This is a genomic window from Bradyrhizobium sp. SZCCHNR1043 (genome assembly GCF_032489675.1).
In the GTDB taxonomy this organism is placed as follows: Bacteria; Pseudomonadota; Alphaproteobacteria; order Rhizobiales; family Xanthobacteraceae; genus Bradyrhizobium.
Map to the genome: position 1 here is coordinate 178,749 of NZ_JAUEYN010000016.1, position 15,836 is coordinate 194,584.

Genomic DNA, 15,836 nt, shown 5'->3' on the forward strand with positions numbered 1-15,836 from the left:
GCTTCAAATCGGCCGAGCACTCGGCCTCACTTGTGTGATCGCGACGCCGGTGATCGCCAGCAGCCCGCCCGCAATCAGCTTCGGTGTCATCCGTTCGTCCAGGAACAATACGCTCGAGATCAAGGCGAACACCGGAAGCAGCAGGCTGAACGGTGCGACGCGGCTCATGGAGTAGCGGGCGATCAACCAGAACCAGACGCCAAACCCGACAATTCCGCCGATGAAGACCGTGTAGGCGAGCGCCAGCCATCCGCGTTCATCCGCCGCGGCAAGGCTCGCCACCTGGCCATATTCGAGGAACGACGACATGACCATGACTTGCGGCACGGTGAGCAGCGACGACCATCCCATCAGCATCAGCGGTTCAAAAGGGCCGTAGCGCTTGGTCAGGACGTTGGACACCGCGAATGCGAAGGCTGCGCCAACCACCAGCAGCAGCGGAAGCACGTTTGCCGTCAGACCCGGCTCGGCCGCCAGCACGACCACGCCGGCGAATGCAAGCCCTACTCCAGCGCATGTGGAGAGGGACGGCTTCTCCGCCAGCAGCGGCCACGCCAACAGGACGGTGAAGGGCGTGGCGAGTTGATAGGCGACGGCTGACATGCTTCCCGAGCCGAGCCCAAGACCAACATAGAACAGCCCGAAGTTCAGGCCGCCCAGGAAAACGGAAATGACTGCGATGTGACCGAGCTGTCGACGCGTCGGCCTTTTGACGAACGGAACGAGCAGCAGCGCGATGGCCAGAAATCGAAGCGCGAGAAAGAACAGCGGCGGAAACTCCGTCACCCCCACTTTGATGACGACGAACTGGTAACCCCACAGCAAGGGAACGGCCACCGAGCAGAGAATCTGGACGATGGTCATGGCATTCTCCATTTAAGGACTGATCGGTCCAGATATAGGCGACTCGAAAGCAAGGCGCTCAACGGTCTCTATCGAATGAAGCGGTCGAGAAGCGCGTCAACGGTGGCTTGCGATGTGATCGGCGTCGGCCCCGTCTTGCCGACCACGCGCAGCCCCTCAACGAAACAGACGAGAATTCGCGCGGCACTCGAAGGTTCGACACCCTCGGCCAGCTTGCCCGCCATCTTCGCGCGGGACAGTGCATCCGCCACCCGGACCTCCATGGCCTTGAAGAAACTCGCGATGCGCCGACCAACTTCGGCGTCCTGGCCAGCAAGCTCCATGGCTGTCGCCACCAGCAGGCAGCCGCGCCGACCCTTGGCCCCGCAGGTGCGGTCGACGTAGCCGGCAAGATAGGCCCGCAGGCCGTCGACCGGCTCCCTGCTTGGGTCGAGCTCGGTATCCATCCGGGCCAGGGCATCGGCGATGTAACGGTCAAGCGCGAGCAGGAACAGCGAGTGTTTGTCACCGAACGCGGCGTAGAGGCTGCCACGCGAGAGCTTCGTCGCCTGAAGAAGATCAGGCAGCGCCGTCGCGTGATAGCCACGCGACCAAAACACACCCATTGCCCGCTCGACAGCGGCGTCCATGTCGAAACTTCGCGGGCGCCCACGCGGCAACTGCATCGGAGTCTGGCGGCTCATCACCGATATATGGACTATTCGGTCTTGAAATCAAGTGACCAGATTGAGGGCGGCTTGCGGCCCCCTTGGCTGCGATGCGGTTTGGGTCTGGAGCTCGCCCTGCGCCTAGAACGCGACCGCCAGCGCGGGATAGCGGCGCTCGATGGCGTCGAGATCGACCACCGGCTCGTCATACTCGGCGTCGGATTGAATGCCGATGCTCAAAGCCTGCTCCAGGGCGAACATGTCGATGCGGGGCGGCGCGACGGCCGGCTCCGGCGCGATGGCATCTTCGGCCACATAGTCCGGTTCGATGACGTCGTCCGGTTCCAGATCATCCGCGGCCAGCTCGATCTCGGGCTCGACGATGATCTTGGACTCCGCAAGGATGGTTTCGAGCGAGGGCGGCAGCGCGATGGGGCGCCGCTCGATGGGATGATTCTCGTGGAGACGGAATTTGATCGGCTCCGGCTCGGCGGGGCGCACGGGAGCGGGTGGCGCAGCCACCATCGCAGCCGGCCGCTGGCTCGGCACGATGCTCACCTGCTCGGGTTCGGCGCGGGATAGCGCCTGCCAGGTCTGCACCGCGGCCTTGGCGTGCCGGATATCGTCGAGGAGCGACTGCTCGGTGTAGTAGCGGCGCCAGCGGCCGCTCTGGAACAGCTCGGTCAGATGGTCCAGGCGCCTTTCGGCAAGCGCGCACCAGCGTGCAGCCAGTTCGCGGCTGCAAGTCACGTCCGGTCGATGTGTCATGGGGGAGCCCGTGAGATAAGGGGACGGACGCACTCGGCACGAATCAACGCAACGTGACGTGAATATTTTGTGGAAAAGGTTAACAAAGTCTAGCTAATGCCATGTTGTTTGGCGGCCAAACCGTAGTCGTGCGGAAATTTTCTCCGTGCTTTTTCGGAATCCGGCCTAGTGCAGCCACGCGAGCGCGGCCAACGACATCGCCTGACAACCCGAAGATGTGCCCATCGGGCGGGCGAACACTGCCGGATATCAATGTCGCCGGGATTTGACCTGGCCCAGAAATGGAAGACCCGTCCGGGGGGACAACCGGACGGGTCGAGCCATATGGGCGCTTGGGGTGGATGGGCGCTCGCGCCGTATATAGCCTTGGGGAGGGGATCACCGCTCCCACATGCTTTCTGTCGTGACCGCCCCGCTGCACGTTCAAAGCGAGCGGGAGAATTTCGGAACGTTCACGAAAACGTTGGCGTCATTGCTGCGCCGGCCGAAGCGCGTCGCCGGCTGGAGATGCCTCGGTCACCGCGGCCGGCGCCGGACGCAACTCGCGGGCCGCCGCGGGCTCCGTTTGCAGCCCCGCGGAAGGCACAGCAGCAGCAGGCGCATCCTGCGGCGAGACCACGGCCTGGACCGCCGCCAACGCATCCGCCTCCCCTGCCCCGAACAGATCGTCGCGTCCGGGGGTCCCGAGATCGCGCGCGGTCCCGGTCAGCACGGTCCGCACCGTTTCCGGCTTCAACGCCGGATTACGCTCCAGCACCAGCGCCGCAAGCCCGCTGACATAGGCCGCGGAAAACGAGGTGCCCGAGATGATCTGATATTTTCCGTCCGGCGCCGGCAGGAAGATCTCGGCGCCGGGCGCGGCCAGCGCGATGTAATTGCCGCGGTTCGACGCCGGCAGCAACTGATCCCTGTCATCGGTCGCACTGACGGCGATGACGTTCGGATTGCCCGCAGGATACAGCGGCGGCGACTTGGCCCCGGCATTGCCGGCCGCGGCGACCATCACGACGCCCTTGGAAGCGACGGCCGCGATCGCGCGCTCGATCACCGCATCTTTCGGGCCGGCGAAGCTCATGTTGACGATCTGCGCGCCGTGCAGGGCCGCGTAGTCCAGCGCCTTCAGGATCACATAGGAGCTGCTCTCCGGCCCGCCGCCTTTCTTGGCCATGCCGAAGGCGCGGATGGCGATGATGCGTGCATAGGGCGCGCTGCCCATCAACCGCTTGTGCGACACGATCACGCCGGCGATGCCCGTGCCGTGCGCATGCGGTCCCTCGTCACCGCCGAGCGCGTCGAACGCGTCGAACGACGCGTCGGCGAATTCCGGGTGCTTGAGATCGACCCCGGAGTCGATCACGGCGATGGTGACGTTGGCGCCCTCGGCCAGCCTGTGCGCTTCCGGCAGCCGCAGCTTCGCCAGCGCGTATTGCGCCGGATCGCCCTCGACAGGCGGCGCACTCTGCTGCTGCAGCGTATAGCGGTAGTTCGGCTGCACCGAACGCACCCTGGCATCTGCCGCGAGCGCACGGCTGACCGCTTGCACCGAGCGGCGATCGGTGATCCTGAACAGGCCGATGGTGGCACCGATCAGCGGAAAGCGCTGCGAGCTGATGCGCTGCAGGCCATGGCGGCGCGCCAGCGCGTCGGCCTGGTCGATCGAGAGACCGTCATCGATCTCGGCGACGATCTCGTTGGCGACGGCCCGCGGATCGCCAGCGGCCGCAGCCTTAGGCTCGCGCCGTTGCGTCACCTTGGCGGACCTGCCTTTGTCCAATCTTCCTTGGGCTTGCCGGCCCTGCCCGTCCCCCGTCACCGACCGGCGGTCGAGACATTCACCCGACACGCTGCGATCCGCCGGGTTGCAGGACGCCTGCAGGTTCGGTGCAAATCGCGCATTGGGCAAGGTCGGGCGCAAGGCCATCCCGGTCGGCGGCGGCACACGCATCGCGGTGCCCGGGTTGATGCTTGGCACCCGGCTCGGGATGTTGATGTTGGGCGAACGCATCATCGCCTGGGCATGGGCACTGAGGTCGCCACCCGCGAAAGCAGGCATTGCGACGACAATCAGTATCGCGACCGATCTGGCGAACTGTAGCGGCGAAGTGGACGACATGGAGCCTCCGAATGACGTTCGGACGGCGCGGGCCTATTGCGCGGCCACCGCGAGGCTGACGATCTTCTCTCGCGCCAGACGGCCGATCAGGCTGTCGGCCTCGGCCTTCGACAGCGGCCGGTCGCCGAGTTGCAGCTTGAACAGGCCGCCTCTGGCGCCCTCGACGATCAACGCCTGGTAGCTGTCGAGCAACGCGGAGATGTCGGCCATGCGCGCATCCGGCGCGAACCGCACCAGCGCATAGGCGGGCGCGGTCGATCCGGCGACCTGCGGTCCAAGGCCGCGGATCAGCGGAGCGGCCGGGGCCGGTGCTTCGGCCATCCGCGAACGCGTCATGCTCTCGGGCGTCCGCTCCGCCGGGGCCGGCGCAGCAGCGCTCGGCGGCGGTGGCGCGGCCATCGGTTTGCTCGCGGGCTCGGGAGCTGCGTTCTTGTCCTCGACCGAGGCGGTCTGATAGGTCGCGGTCTGCGAGCGCATCAGCACGGCGCCGATAACGCCGGCCTGCGCCAGCACCAGAAGCGCGCCGAGGCTGACGGTCCACGCCAAGGTCTGCGGCGACAAGCTGTCGAAGAAATCCATCAGCCGCGCGCTGAAGCCGCGCGGCGCGGCAGGCTTTTGCATCGGATCCGCCTCGATCGCCGCGAACAGCTTCTGCATCGCGCGCATCGAGGGCGCGCCGAGGCTTTCGTTCAGCGCGATGGTCTCGGCATATTCCTTCTGGATCTCTGCATACTGCCTGGCGAGATCGGCATCGTGGGCAAGCACCTCCTCGACCCGGCGCATGTCGCGCGCGCTCAGCGTGCCGGCGGCGTACCACGGCAGCAGGAGTTCGATCTCTCCGGGCTCTTGCTCCAGCATCTTGCTCAAAGCCATCATGGCCAGCCTCTCTCAATGCCGGCCGCTTTCAGGAGTTCGGCCAATTTCTTGCGCGCATAGAACAGGCGCGTCTTGACGGTGTTTTCCGGAATTCCGACGATCTCGGCCACCTCCTCCACGGACTTCTCGTGGTAGTAGACGAGATCGACGATCTCCCGGTGATCAGGCGAAAGCGCCGTCAGGCACTTGCGCAATGCTTCGCCGGTATTCTTCTTCTGGACCGCGACCTCCGGATCGTCGGACGTATCCTCGATCGCGTTCGCGGCCTCGTCTTCCAGCTCAACGTCCTTCCGGCGCCGAAGTGCCGACAGGGCCTTGAACCGCGTGATCGCCAGAAGCCAGGTGGAGACGGCAGAACGGCCCTCGAACTTGCCGGCCTGACGCCACACGTCGAGAAAGACCTCGCTGATGAGGTCTTCCGCGACCTGCTCGTCCCGCACGAGCCGGAGCCCGAAACGGTACACCCTGACATGGTGCCGTCCGTACAGCACCTGCATGGCGAGCCGGTCGCCTTGAGCGATCCGGGCAATCAGGGTTTCATCTGACGCCGCTGCTGTCACGCTCAATGGCCGTCTCGCAAGATTGGTCTGGAGGATTGACGTCGCGGTTCGAATACAACCGCAAAAATCTTCAAAATACCGGAAAGATACGTCCCGAAATGTGAGTTGGCGCACAGACTTGCAGATTTCGCTGCAGCGCCCAGGTCGATCGCGACCAACGGGTTCCCGCCTACCATGTTCCGCCCGTTCCCGCCAACTGCGCGTCCTGAAAGCCGTAGATTCCCCGTCGCAGCACGACGCCGGCGGCCTCTTCGTCCATGCCCATAGATACCAAAGTTAAATGCTTTCCCACGTAGATTTTGAGCCAACGACGAAGAATCGCGAGCACATGGGCACGACGGCACCGCCTTTTCCCAGTCCGAATGTCGCTGAGGCCGGGGACGCGCAGCCGTCTCCGTCCAGCGACCTGCGCGCGCGTCGTGCCGGGCGGCGCCGGCAGATGCTGGCGCTGGTCGCAGGATGCTACCTGATCGACGCCGTCATCCTGCTGATCTACGCCAAGGCGGGCACCGTCCCGGTCACGATCGCGCCAGCCTACGCAGCGATCGGCGTTCTCACCGTCGCGCTGTGGACCGCTTTGTCGGAGAGCGGCTTCAACGACCGTTTCCGCGACCACTACCTCGTGGTGCCGCAATCGCTCGCCAGCATGATGATCACGGTCGCGTTCTGCTACATCGCGCCCGAAGTCAGCATCCTGTTCCTGTGCACGCTGTACATCGTCGTCGCCTTCGCCTCGCTGCGCGCGACGCCGCGCCAGAGCGCGATCTGCTGGACGTTCCTCGCGATCGGGCTGGCGGGATTGTTCCTGCTCACCGACAAGCCGCTCGGCATGCCGCACGACAGCGGCCTCGAGCGGCTCGCGACGCTCCTGGTCTTCCTCCTCACCATCGCCGGCTGCATGTTCCTCGGCATCTTCTCCAGCGCGCTGCGCGAGACGCTGTACCAGCGCGGACAGAAGCTAAAGGAAGCCTATCGCCGCATCGAGGAGCTGGCCGAGATCGACGAGCTCACCGGCGCGCTGAACCGGCGCTCGATCATGGATGTGCTGGACGAGGAGATGGCGCAGGCGCGGCAGGGCGGCCAGCCCTGCTCGGTCGTGCTGATCGATCTCGACTGGTTCAAGCGCATCAACGATACGCATGGTCATCCGACCGGCGACGACGTGCTGCGCACCTTCGCCATCACGATCTTCGCCAACATTCGCGGCAGCGACCGCTTCGGCCGCTACGGCGGCGAGGAATTCCTGCTGGTGCTGCCGGGCGCGCCGGCGGACGCCGCCGCGCGGCTCGCCGAACGATTGCGCCAGATCATCGCCGGCCTCGACTGGAGTGCGTTCTCGACCGGCCTGCAGGTCACGTTCTCGGCCGGCGTGGCCGCCCCGCGCGGCGACGAGACCGCCGATTCGCTGCTCGCCCGGGCCGATCGGGCGCTCTACGACTCGAAGGCGCAGGGCCGCAATCGCGTCACCAGCGCCTGAGCCATCCCGGCATGCCCCCGAAACCCACGCCGAACGAAAGCCTGCTCGACGAGCTCGAGGACACGCTCGCGCACGGCACCGTCGCGCGGCGGGTCGAGACCCTGCGCAAGGTGACGGACCTGTTCGTCGACGGCGCGACGGACTTCGCCGATGAGCAGGTCGCGCTGTTCGACGACGTATTCGAATGCCTGATCGACCACATCGAGATCTCGGCCCGCGCCCTGCTCGCGCGCCGGCTTGCGCCGCTTGCGTCGGCGCCGCCGCGGACGCTGCACCGGCTGGCCGATGACGACGCCATCGATGTCGCAGGCCCCGTGCTGTCGAAGTCGGAACGGATCGATGAGGCCGCGCTGATCCGCACAGCCGAGACCAAGAGCCAGGCGCATCTGCTCGCGATCTCGCTCCGGCGCGTGCTCAGCCACGCCGTCACCGACATCCTGCTCAGGCGCGGCAACGACGAGGTCGTTCACAGCACCGTCAGCAATCCCGGCGCCGACGTCTCGGGGACCAGCCTCGACACGCTGGTCGATCGCGCCGCGCTGGACGAAAACCTCGCCGCGTGCCTCGCCATGCGGCCCAATCTGCCGCGCCACCTCTATCTGAAGCTGGTCGCCAAGGCGTCTGCCACGGTCCGCACGCGGCTCGAGGCGGCAAATCCGAAGCTCACGCAGGAGGTTTCCTCGGCGGTGCGCATGGCGGGCCGGCGGGCGCGATCGAGCGCGGTGGCGCTGACCAGCCAGACCGAGATCGCGCACGCGCTGGTGCGCTCGCTGCATGCCGAGGGCCGGCTCGACGACCGTCTCGTCGTGCAGTTCACCGAGCAGCGCAAGTTCGACGAGGCCAATGCCGCCGTCGCGGCCATGGCCAACGTGCCGGTCGCGGTCGCCGAAAGCATCATGATCGAAAGCCGTGCCGAGGGCGTGATGATCCTTGCCAAGGTCGCAGGGCTGTCCTGGCCAACGGTGAAATCGATCATCCTGATGCGCGATGAGCTCGCCACCACCGCGCCGGCCGATCTCGATGCCTGCAAGGCGACCTATGAGCGGCTCCGGCGGTCCACCGCGCAGCAGGTGCTGCGCTTCCACCGCGTGCAGGACGCCGCGGCGCCGATGCAGGCGTAGTCGCGACCTCGCTCGTCGCGCAGCCCCCTCAGTAGCGCAGGACCCTTGCGCCGATGAGCGCGCCGAGCCCGGCCACGATCAGCGCGGCCACCGTGTACCAGGTCGCCACGAACAGCGGCGAGTCGTCGGTGCAATGCGCGGCATAGAGCGTCGCCGCGATCCCCGCCGAGACCAGCCCGGCGATCGCGCCCGTCATCGCCGGACGCGACGGCGCGCCATGGCGCAGGCCGAACAGCGCGGCGGCCAGCAGCGGCAGCGACAGCACGGGAATGGCGCTCATGCACACCATCGAATTGTGGCCGACCAGCCGCGCCATCATCGGCGTGCGCTGCGGCAGCATCATCTCCGCCGCCATGCCGCCGATGAGGACGACGATCGGCGCGATCAGCAGCCAGCTCCAGCCCTGCAGCGAGGCTTCGGGGCGCGACAGATGCAGGCCGATGATCAGCGCCGGGATCGCCAGCGCCGTGGTGACGACGAACTTCAGGTCGAAGAATGGATTGCGCACCGCGAGCCAGATGTCCGGCCGGACGCCGAGGCCGACGAGCAGCATCGCGGTCGATACCGGCGTCGCCGCCATCAGGGCCAGCGCCAGCACGATGCCGACCGGCTGCGCGCGCTGCGCATTGTCGGCCGCGAGGGTGCGGATGAGCTGATCGGTGTCCATGGTCAGGTATCCCGTAGCTTGGCCGTGAGGCTTGCGAGCGCCCGGTGCAGCGCCACCCGCACCGCGCCCTCGCTCATCGAAAACTTCTCCGCGGTCTGCTTGATCGAGGCGGCCTCGACCGCGATCGATTGCAGCACGTCGCGCTGACGCTGCGGCAAGGTCTTCAGCTGCGCCTCGACCTCGCTGGCCGAGACGGTGGGCGCCGGCGGCGCGTCGGCCAGCGTCTCCGAGAAATCGTCGATGTCGACGAACACCCGCCGGCCGCGCCGGCGCAGCATGTCGATCAGCTTGTTGCGCGCGATCGCGAACAGCCAGGGCGCGAACGGCGCGTCGACGTCCCAGGTGTGCCGCTTCAGGTGAACCGCCAACAGAATTTCCTGCACGATGTCCTCGGCCTGGTCGGGGGGCTGGCCGGCGCGCGCCAGCCCGCGCCGTGATGCCGCGCGCAGCACGGGCGTGATCGCCCTCAGCAGGCGATGATAGGCCTCGTCGTCACCGGCGACGGCCCGGCGCATCCAGCCCGTCCACTCGTCGTCACGCTCGCGCAACTCCGCTCCACCCCCAGCAATTCGCCCGAAACACTCAGTTTGTTACTCTCGCTCTATCCTCATCACTAATTCGTGATGATGACATTGGCCTCGGAACCATCCGAGTTACGCCACACCGAGAGCACGCCACCGGGCAAGTCTTGGAACCGCTCCATAGCACCGAATCGCGAGGTGCATGATCAGGTTTGATGGGCAGCGTCGCAAAGTGCGGCGGCGCCCAGCTTTTGCCGTGAGCGGCAGGAAGATACCCATTTTCTGCCCCGTTCTCGACATCTGTCGGGGTCTCACTCCGGCTTGGGCTGGCGGGATGGGGAGAAAGCCGACGATGACGATCCAAGCCAGTGGACGTTCAGCATTGATCATTGCCGCCGCGTTCGTTCTGGGCCTCGTTGGCACTGGATTCGCGCGCGCGGCCGAACAGCAGAGCTATAGTCCGTTCTTGCCGGTGGGGTCCGAGAGCGCTCCGGCGGCGAAGCAGGACGGCTTCCCGGCGCCGCTGCCGGCCGAAGCCCAGGCTCAGGCCGCACCTGCGGCGCAATCGACCGACGCCGCGCCGAGCGATGCGCCGGCGGCCTCGGACGTCACCGTGAACATGGTCACGGTCAGCAATGACGACAGCTCCGGCTGGGACAAGGCCTCGATCATCGGCAAGATCTTCATCGCCTGCGGCACCCTGCTCACCCTGGGCTCGGCGGCGCGGATGTTCATGATCTGAGGCGCCGCGCGGCGCCGCACCTACTTGATGCGCATCGATCCAGCGGGCACATTGCCCGCTGTTTTGATTTCTCGGGGTGGGATCATGAGCGTCTACGAGCACATCATCGTCGAAGGCAAAGGCGCGGTCGGTGTCATCACCCTGAACCGGCCGAAGATGCTCAACGCGCTGTCGTTCGGCGTCTTCCGCGAGATCGCCGCCGCCGTGGATGATCTCGAGGCCGACGACGCCATCGGCTGCATCGTGATCACCGGCAGCGAGAAAGCGTTCGCCGCCGGCGCCGACATCAAGGAGATGCAGCCGAAGAGCTTCATCGACATGTTCTCGAGCGACTTCACCGCGATCGGCGGCGACCGCGTCGCGCGCTGCCGCAAGCCGACCATCGCCGCGGTCGCGGGCTACGCGCTCGGCGGCGGCTGCGAGCTTGCGATGATGTGCGACTTCATCATCGCCGCCGATACCGCGAAATTCGGCCAGCCCGAGATCACGCTCGGCACCATTCCGGGCATCGGCGGCACCCAGCGCCTGACGCGCGCGATCGGCAAGGCCAAGGCGATGGACCTCTGCCTCACCGGCCGCATGATGGATGCGGCCGAGGCCGAACGCTCCGGCCTCGTCAGCCGCATCGTGCCGGCCGACAGGCTGATGGACGAGGTGATGGCTGCGGCCGAGAAGATCGCGGCGATGTCGCGCCCGGCGGCGGCGATGGCCAAGGAGGCCGTCAACCGCGCCTTCGAGACCCCGCTCTCCGAAGGCATGAATGTCGAGCGCAACCTGTTCCACGCCACCTTCGCGCTGGAGGACCGCGCCGAGGGCATGGCTGCCTTCATCGAGAAGCGCAAGCCGGTGAATAAGAACCGGTGAGATTGCTGCGGGTCACTCGCAGCTGAACGAATCGATCTGCCTCTGATGTCCACGGGTGCCCCTCACCCGCCTACCGAGCGCGTATCCGTGCGGCCATGTCGCAGCACTGCGACAAACGGTCTGTGGCGAGCACGACACAACAAACCATGGAAAAGCCTGCCGGATTCCACATCCGCGGTTTGTGTGTGGCCGCCATCCGCCCTAAACAGGTAAACAACTGGTTAAGACAGTGGGACGCGGCGGAGTCGGATGGTGGGTCGAGCCAAGGAATTTGGCGTCGGCGAGGTGCGTGCGCGAAGGATCGGCCTCGGCCTGACCCTCGCGGCCAGCCTCGTCGTCTGCTCGCCCGTGCGCGCCGAGGATCTCGCGGCCGCGCTCGCGAAAGCCTATCAGACCAACCCGGCGCTCAATGCCGAGCGCGCGCGCCAGCGCGCCACCGACGAGAACGTGCCGCAGGCGCTCGCCGGCTATCGCCCGCAACTGATCGCGAGCCTCGGCGCCGGCCTGCAGGCCGTGCGCAACCTGCTCCCCAACAACACGATCCAGACCGCGACGCTGAAGCCCTGGACCATCGGCGTGACCGTCACGCAGACGCTGTTCAACGGCTTCCGCACCGCCAACAGCGTGCGCATGGCGGAGCTGCAGGTGCAGTCCGGCCGCGAGGCGCTGCGCAATGTCGGCCAGGGCGTGCTGCTCGACGCCGTCACCGCCTACACCAACGTGCTCGCCAACCAGTCGCTGGTCGAGGCACAACGCTCCAACGTCGCCTTCCTGCGCGAGACGCTCTCCGTCACGCAGCGCCGCCTCAATGCCGGCGACGTCACGCCGACCGACGCCTCGCAGGCCGAGGCGCGGCTGTCGCGCGGCCTGTCCGATCTCAACGCCGCCGAGGTCAACCTCGCCATCAGCCAGGCGACCTATGCCCAGGTCATCGGCATGGCGCCAGGCCAGCTCCGCGCGGCCGACCCGATCGATCGCCTGCTGCCGCGCAGCCGCGAGGACGCGATTGCGCTTGGCAACAAGGAAAATCCGGCCGTGGCTGCGGCGAGCTTCGACGTCGACGCGGCCTCGACCTCGATCAAGGTCGCCGAGGGCGCGCTGCTGCCGAGCGTGACCCTGCAGGGCGGTGTCAGCCGCAGCCGCGATTCGGATCAGACGCTGGGCACCTTCGGCACCGACCAGGCCTCGATCGTCGGCAGCGTCACCGCGCCGATCTATGACGGCGGCACGGCGGCGTCGCAGACCCGCCAGAGCAAGGAGCTCGCGGCGCAGAGCCGCCTCGTGCTCGACCAGGTCCGCAACCAGGCGCGCACCGCGGTGGTCAGCGCCTGGGTCGCCAATGAAGGCGCCAAGGTCGCCGTCAGCGCCTCCGAGGCCGAGGTGAAGGCCGCCACCGTCGCGCTGCAAGGCGTCTCGCGCGAGGCCCAGGGCGGCCAGCGCACGACCGTCGACGTGCTGAACTCGCAGGCGGATCTGATCCAGGCCAAGGCGCGGCTGATCGGCGCCCAGCGCGACCGCGTCATCGCCTCCTATACGCTGCTCAGCGCGATCGGCCGGCTCGACGTCAAAAATCTCAATTTGAACACGCCGGACTACCTGCCCGAGGTTCACTACCATCAGGTGCGCGATGCCTGGCACGGGCTGCGCACGCCCTCCGGGCAGTAGCGCGGGACGAGACCCGCGCGAGCGCTGGTCTCATCCCATCCTGTCGATACGCCGTACGACATAGGCTGAAGATACTAATAGGCCTTGGGATCGCCGCTGTCGCTCGGATGCGCGAACGCCTTCTGCAGCGCGGATGTCATCGGGAAGTTGAAGTTGACGCCTTTCGGCGGCACCGGCGCCATGAACCATTTGGCGTACAAGGCCGCGATCTCCGGGCTCGTATAGAGCTTCGTGGCGGCGCGGTCGACGACGGCCTTGAAGGCCGGATCGTCCTTGCGCAGCATGATCCCATAGGGCTCCGGCATCGAGAACTGATCGGTCGAGATCACGAAGTCCGACGGCGTTTTCGCGCTGGCCACCAGGCCCGCGAGCAGGATGTCGTCCATCACATAGGCGTCGGCGCGACCGTTCTCGACCATCAGAAAACCTTCGGCATTGTCCTTGGCCGTCAGCACGTTCATGCCGAGCTGGCGCGCCGTGTTGGCCTCGAAGAGCTGCTTGATGTTGGTGGTGCCCGATGTCGAGGCGACGGTCTTGCCCTTGAGGTCGTCGATGGTCTTGAGGCCGCTCGCGGCCTTGGCGACGAAGCGGTTGGCGGTGAGGAAATAGGTCGGCGAGAACGACACCAGCCGCTGGCGCTCGATGTTGTTGGTGGTCGAGGCGCATTCGAGATCGATGGTGCCGTTGGCGATCAGCGGAATGCGGGTCGCCGACGACACCGGCGTGAGCTTCACCTCCAGCCTGTCGAGCGTCAGCGTCGCCTTGATCTCGTCGACGATCCTGTTGCAGATGTCGAGCGCGAAGCCGAGCGGCTTCTGGTTGTCGTCGATGTAGGAGAACGGCAGCGAGGTTTCGCGGTAGCCGATCGTGATCGCGCCGGTCTCCTTGATCTTCTGCAAGGTGCCGGTCAGCTCCTCCGCGAAGGCGGGTGCGGCCAGCACCGCTGCAACCAGAGCGTACGCGACGAGACGTGCCTTCTTCATGGGTTTCTCTTCCCGTTGGATGCGAGTTCCCTCGCAGAAGCAAGGACTGCGCCAGGGAAAGGCGTCTCGTCCACGAGGCCATCGAGGCCTCGTCCGTCAGGCGAACGATGTCCCCCCAGGCTGGCACCCCGCACCGATTCACCGCACAATGCGTGCACGTCAGGACGGAGGCGCGCATGCTGTTCATGGTGATCGAACGTTTCAAGGACCGCGATCCGATCCCGGTCTATCGGCGTGTCCGCGATCCCGGCATCACGTTTCCCGACGGGCTGAAATATCTCGGCAGCTGGATCGAATCCAATTTCGACCGCTGCTTCCAATTGATGGAATGCGACGACGCCCGATTGCTGCAGCAATGGATTCTCTCCAATGCTCGCGACACCGGCATGACGTTCGAGATCGTGCCGGTGGTGACGAGCGCTGAGACGCGCGAGGTCGTCGCGCCGTTTCTGGACGAGGCGTGAACGGCGGAGAAGTCCGCGTAAGGTGGGCAAAGCAGCAGGCGGCTGCGTGCCCGCCGTCTTTCCACGAACTCATCAGCAGGATGATGGGCACGGCGCCACGATGATCTCGAACGTGGAGACAGCGCGGCTGCGCCTTTGCCCACCCTACTGAATGCCCTACCCATCGAACGAAAACAGCTCGATCGGGTCGTTGAATCCGCGCACCGGGAATTCGCCGACGCGCTCCAGCGCGAACGGGCCTTCGACGAGCTCGGCGAAATCGCGCGACAGCAGCACCGGCCGTCCCACCTGCTTGGTCAGCGCCTCCATGCGCGAGGCCATGTTGACCGCGGGGCCGATGACGGTGAAATCCAGCCGGGTGCGCGAGCCGATATTGCCGTACATGACGTCGCCGACATGGACACCGATGCCGTAGTTCAGCGGCGCGCGGCCGGTCTCGCCGTTGCGCGCGTTCAGCTCGGTCATCGCCTTACGGGCGCCGCTCACGGCGTGCAGCAGGTTGGCGCAGGCAGCGGGCTCGGTGAGCGGAAAGATCGCCAGCAGGCCGTCGCCGATGAACTTCAGGATCTCGCCGCCGTGCTGCGTGATCGGCTCCACCATGGCATCGAAATAGCTGTTGAGCAGATCGATGACGTCGTCGCGCGGCCAGTTATCGGAGATGCGGGTGAAGTCCCGGAGGTCGCAGATCATGATGGCGGCGCGCACCGTGGTGCCGCTGCCGCGCCGGGTGGCGCCGGCCAGCACCATCTCGCCGGCATGCGGCCCGACATAGGTTTCGAGCAGGGTCCGCGCCAGCCGGTTCTTGATGCGGATCTCGCTGACCAGCGCCAGCACCGGCACGAGCCTGATCAGCGCGTCGATGTGCGCCTGGTCGAAACCGCCGCGCCGGTCGGTCGCGAAGGTGACGATGTGGCGCTTGCCGAGCGTGTGATACATCGGCCATGCGACATAGTCGGTCAGGCCCTGCGCCCGCATCTCGTCATAGATCGCGTGCCGACGGCCGAGCTCGGGGTCGCGCGCGAGGTTCTCGCGGATCTCCTCGACGCCCTCATGGATTTCGCTGGCGGGACTGCCGATGTATTCCGAGCGCTCGCGGACGTCGTAGTCGACGCGGGCGATGTCGGCGCCCTCCATGCCGTCGCTCCACAGCATGCGCGCGCCGAGCCACTGCGGATGATTGATCTGGACGTGCAGCGAGGCCCGCTTCACCGGAATGCCGACACGCTGCAGCCGGTTGCACATCTGCCCGAAGATGTTGTCGATGAAGCGCTCGTCGCGGGTGCCGTTGGTGAGCCAGTCCACGACCTCGTCGCCCAGGCGTCGGCCGGCGACGGGATGGGTGTCTGTTGCGGTCATGGCGGTCTCCTGGCAGCTCGGCGTCGCGGTCCAGGAGATGTCGTGTCGCAATGCGAAAGAGTCAATCGACGTCATCGCATCGCGGCCCACCCGGATGGGCAGGATACGCCAGCTCCTCATCGGATCGGCGAGCCGGGACAGCCGAGAC

General features: G+C 66.4%; 16 protein-coding genes. 6 read left to right on the top strand and 10 right to left on the bottom strand.

What is annotated here, in order from left to right:
* Positions 1 to 3 precede the first annotated feature (3 nt).
* From QX039_RS27095 to QX039_RS27120, 6 genes are all read right to left on the bottom strand, one after another.
* On the bottom strand, positions 4 to 864 hold the full coding sequence (locus tag QX039_RS27095) for a DMT family transporter (RefSeq protein ID WP_315770469.1): 861 nt from the start codon (positions 862 to 864) through the stop codon (positions 4 to 6).
* Positions 865 to 932: 68 nt separating this feature from the next.
* Positions 933 to 1,529, bottom strand: coding sequence for a TetR/AcrR family transcriptional regulator (locus QX039_RS27100; RefSeq protein ID WP_315770663.1), 597 nt, complete (start codon positions 1,527 to 1,529; stop codon positions 933 to 935).
* Positions 1,530 to 1,652: 123 nt separating this feature from the next.
* Positions 1,653 to 2,279 (bottom strand): TIGR03809 family protein, encoded by a 627-nt coding sequence (locus tag QX039_RS27105; RefSeq protein WP_315770471.1) that lies wholly within the window; start codon positions 2,277 to 2,279, stop codon positions 1,653 to 1,655.
* Positions 2,280 to 2,748: 469 nt separating this feature from the next.
* Positions 2,749 to 4,392: a S8 family serine peptidase gene (locus tag QX039_RS27110; RefSeq protein WP_315770473.1), complete on the bottom strand. Its 1,644-nt coding sequence runs from the start codon at positions 4,390 to 4,392 to the stop codon at positions 2,749 to 2,751.
* Positions 4,393 to 4,425: 33 nt separating this feature from the next.
* The gene (locus QX039_RS27115; RefSeq protein WP_315739889.1) at positions 4,426 to 5,268 is read right to left on the bottom strand and encodes a hypothetical protein; all 843 of its coding nucleotides are present in this window, start codon (positions 5,266 to 5,268) and stop codon (positions 4,426 to 4,428) included.
* Entirely contained in the window at positions 5,265 to 5,834 is a 570-nt protein-coding gene (locus tag QX039_RS27120; RefSeq protein ID WP_008961196.1) for a sigma-70 family RNA polymerase sigma factor, read from the bottom strand. The genes QX039_RS27115 and QX039_RS27120 overlap by 4 nt, the downstream gene beginning before the upstream one ends.
* 322 nt (positions 5,835 to 6,156) lie before the next feature.
* Between QX039_RS27120 and QX039_RS27125 the strand changes: the two genes are divergently transcribed.
* On the top strand, positions 6,157 to 7,305 hold the full coding sequence (locus QX039_RS27125; protein ID WP_315739890.1) for a GGDEF domain-containing protein: 1,149 nt from the start codon (positions 6,157 to 6,159) through the stop codon (positions 7,303 to 7,305).
* Between the two features lie 11 nt (positions 7,306 to 7,316).
* Positions 7,317 to 8,426 carry a DUF2336 domain-containing protein gene (locus QX039_RS27130; RefSeq protein WP_315739891.1) on the top strand — a complete coding sequence of 370 codons (1,110 nt, stop codon included), beginning with the start codon at positions 7,317 to 7,319 and terminating at the stop codon, positions 8,424 to 8,426.
* A 28-nt stretch (positions 8,427 to 8,454) separates the two neighbouring features.
* Here the strand turns inward: QX039_RS27130 and QX039_RS27135 are convergent, their stop codons facing one another.
* Complete coding sequence (locus QX039_RS27135) at positions 8,455 to 9,093, bottom strand: DUF1109 domain-containing protein (RefSeq protein ID WP_315739892.1); 639 nt, start codon at positions 9,091 to 9,093, stop codon at positions 8,455 to 8,457.
* A gap of 2 nt (positions 9,094 to 9,095) precedes the next feature.
* Positions 9,096 to 9,641, bottom strand: coding sequence for a sigma-70 family RNA polymerase sigma factor (locus QX039_RS27140; RefSeq protein WP_315739893.1), 546 nt, complete (start codon positions 9,639 to 9,641; stop codon positions 9,096 to 9,098).
* Between the two features lie 325 nt (positions 9,642 to 9,966).
* On the opposite strand from QX039_RS27140, the gene QX039_RS27145 reads away from it, so the two are divergent.
* The 3 genes from QX039_RS27145 (at position 9,967) to QX039_RS27155 (ending at position 12,885) form a co-directional block, all read left to right on the top strand.
* On the top strand, positions 9,967 to 10,356 hold the full coding sequence (locus tag QX039_RS27145; protein ID WP_315739894.1) for a hypothetical protein: 390 nt from the start codon (positions 9,967 to 9,969) through the stop codon (positions 10,354 to 10,356).
* A gap of 84 nt (positions 10,357 to 10,440) precedes the next feature.
* Complete coding sequence (locus QX039_RS27150) at positions 10,441 to 11,220, top strand: enoyl-CoA hydratase (RefSeq protein WP_315739895.1); 780 nt, start codon at positions 10,441 to 10,443, stop codon at positions 11,218 to 11,220.
* 249 nt (positions 11,221 to 11,469) lie between these two features.
* Positions 11,470 to 12,885, top strand: coding sequence for a TolC family outer membrane protein (locus QX039_RS27155; protein WP_315739896.1), 1,416 nt, complete (start codon positions 11,470 to 11,472; stop codon positions 12,883 to 12,885).
* Between the two features lie 74 nt (positions 12,886 to 12,959).
* On the opposite strand, the gene QX039_RS27160 is transcribed toward QX039_RS27155, so the two are convergent.
* Positions 12,960 to 13,868: an amino acid ABC transporter substrate-binding protein gene (locus tag QX039_RS27160; RefSeq protein ID WP_315770475.1), complete on the bottom strand. Its 909-nt coding sequence runs from the start codon at positions 13,866 to 13,868 to the stop codon at positions 12,960 to 12,962.
* Positions 13,869 to 14,044: 176 nt separating this feature from the next.
* Between QX039_RS27160 and QX039_RS27165 the strand changes: the two genes are divergently transcribed.
* Complete coding sequence (locus QX039_RS27165) at positions 14,045 to 14,332, top strand: DUF3303 domain-containing protein (protein ID WP_315770477.1); 288 nt, start codon at positions 14,045 to 14,047, stop codon at positions 14,330 to 14,332.
* Between the two features lie 156 nt (positions 14,333 to 14,488).
* On the opposite strand, the gene QX039_RS27170 is transcribed toward QX039_RS27165, so the two are convergent.
* Positions 14,489 to 15,688 (bottom strand): adenylate/guanylate cyclase domain-containing protein, encoded by a 1,200-nt coding sequence (locus QX039_RS27170; protein ID WP_315770478.1) that lies wholly within the window; start codon positions 15,686 to 15,688, stop codon positions 14,489 to 14,491.
* Between the last annotated feature and the right edge of the window lie 148 nt (positions 15,689 to 15,836).

Coding starts and splice junctions, on each gene's coding strand:
- QX039_RS27150 (WP_315739895.1), top strand. CDS start 10,441: ATGAGCGTCTACGAGCACATCATCGTCGAAGGCAAAGGCGCGGTCGGT.
- QX039_RS27170 (WP_315770478.1), bottom strand. CDS start 15,688: ATGACCGCAACAGACACCCATCCCGTCGCCGGCCGACGCCTGGGCGAC.
- QX039_RS27155 (WP_315739896.1), top strand. CDS start 11,470: ATGGTGGGTCGAGCCAAGGAATTTGGCGTCGGCGAGGTGCGTGCGCGA.
- QX039_RS27135 (WP_315739892.1), bottom strand. CDS start 9,093: ATGGACACCGATCAGCTCATCCGCACCCTCGCGGCCGACAATGCGCAG.
- QX039_RS27145 (WP_315739894.1), top strand. CDS start 9,967: ATGACGATCCAAGCCAGTGGACGTTCAGCATTGATCATTGCCGCCGCG.
- QX039_RS27110 (WP_315770473.1), bottom strand. CDS start 4,392: ATGTCGTCCACTTCGCCGCTACAGTTCGCCAGATCGGTCGCGATACTG.
- QX039_RS27095 (WP_315770469.1), bottom strand. CDS start 864: ATGACCATCGTCCAGATTCTCTGCTCGGTGGCCGTTCCCTTGCTGTGG.
- QX039_RS27165 (WP_315770477.1), top strand. CDS start 14,045: ATGCTGTTCATGGTGATCGAACGTTTCAAGGACCGCGATCCGATCCCG.
- QX039_RS27130 (WP_315739891.1), top strand. CDS start 7,317: ATGCCCCCGAAACCCACGCCGAACGAAAGCCTGCTCGACGAGCTCGAG.
- QX039_RS27160 (WP_315770475.1), bottom strand. CDS start 13,868: ATGAAGAAGGCACGTCTCGTCGCGTACGCTCTGGTTGCAGCGGTGCTG.
- QX039_RS27125 (WP_315739890.1), top strand. CDS start 6,157: ATGGGCACGACGGCACCGCCTTTTCCCAGTCCGAATGTCGCTGAGGCC.
- QX039_RS27115 (WP_315739889.1), bottom strand. CDS start 5,268: ATGATGGCTTTGAGCAAGATGCTGGAGCAAGAGCCCGGAGAGATCGAA.
- QX039_RS27100 (WP_315770663.1), bottom strand. CDS start 1,529: ATGCAGTTGCCGCGTGGGCGCCCGCGAAGTTTCGACATGGACGCCGCT.
- QX039_RS27105 (WP_315770471.1), bottom strand. CDS start 2,279: ATGACACATCGACCGGACGTGACTTGCAGCCGCGAACTGGCTGCACGC.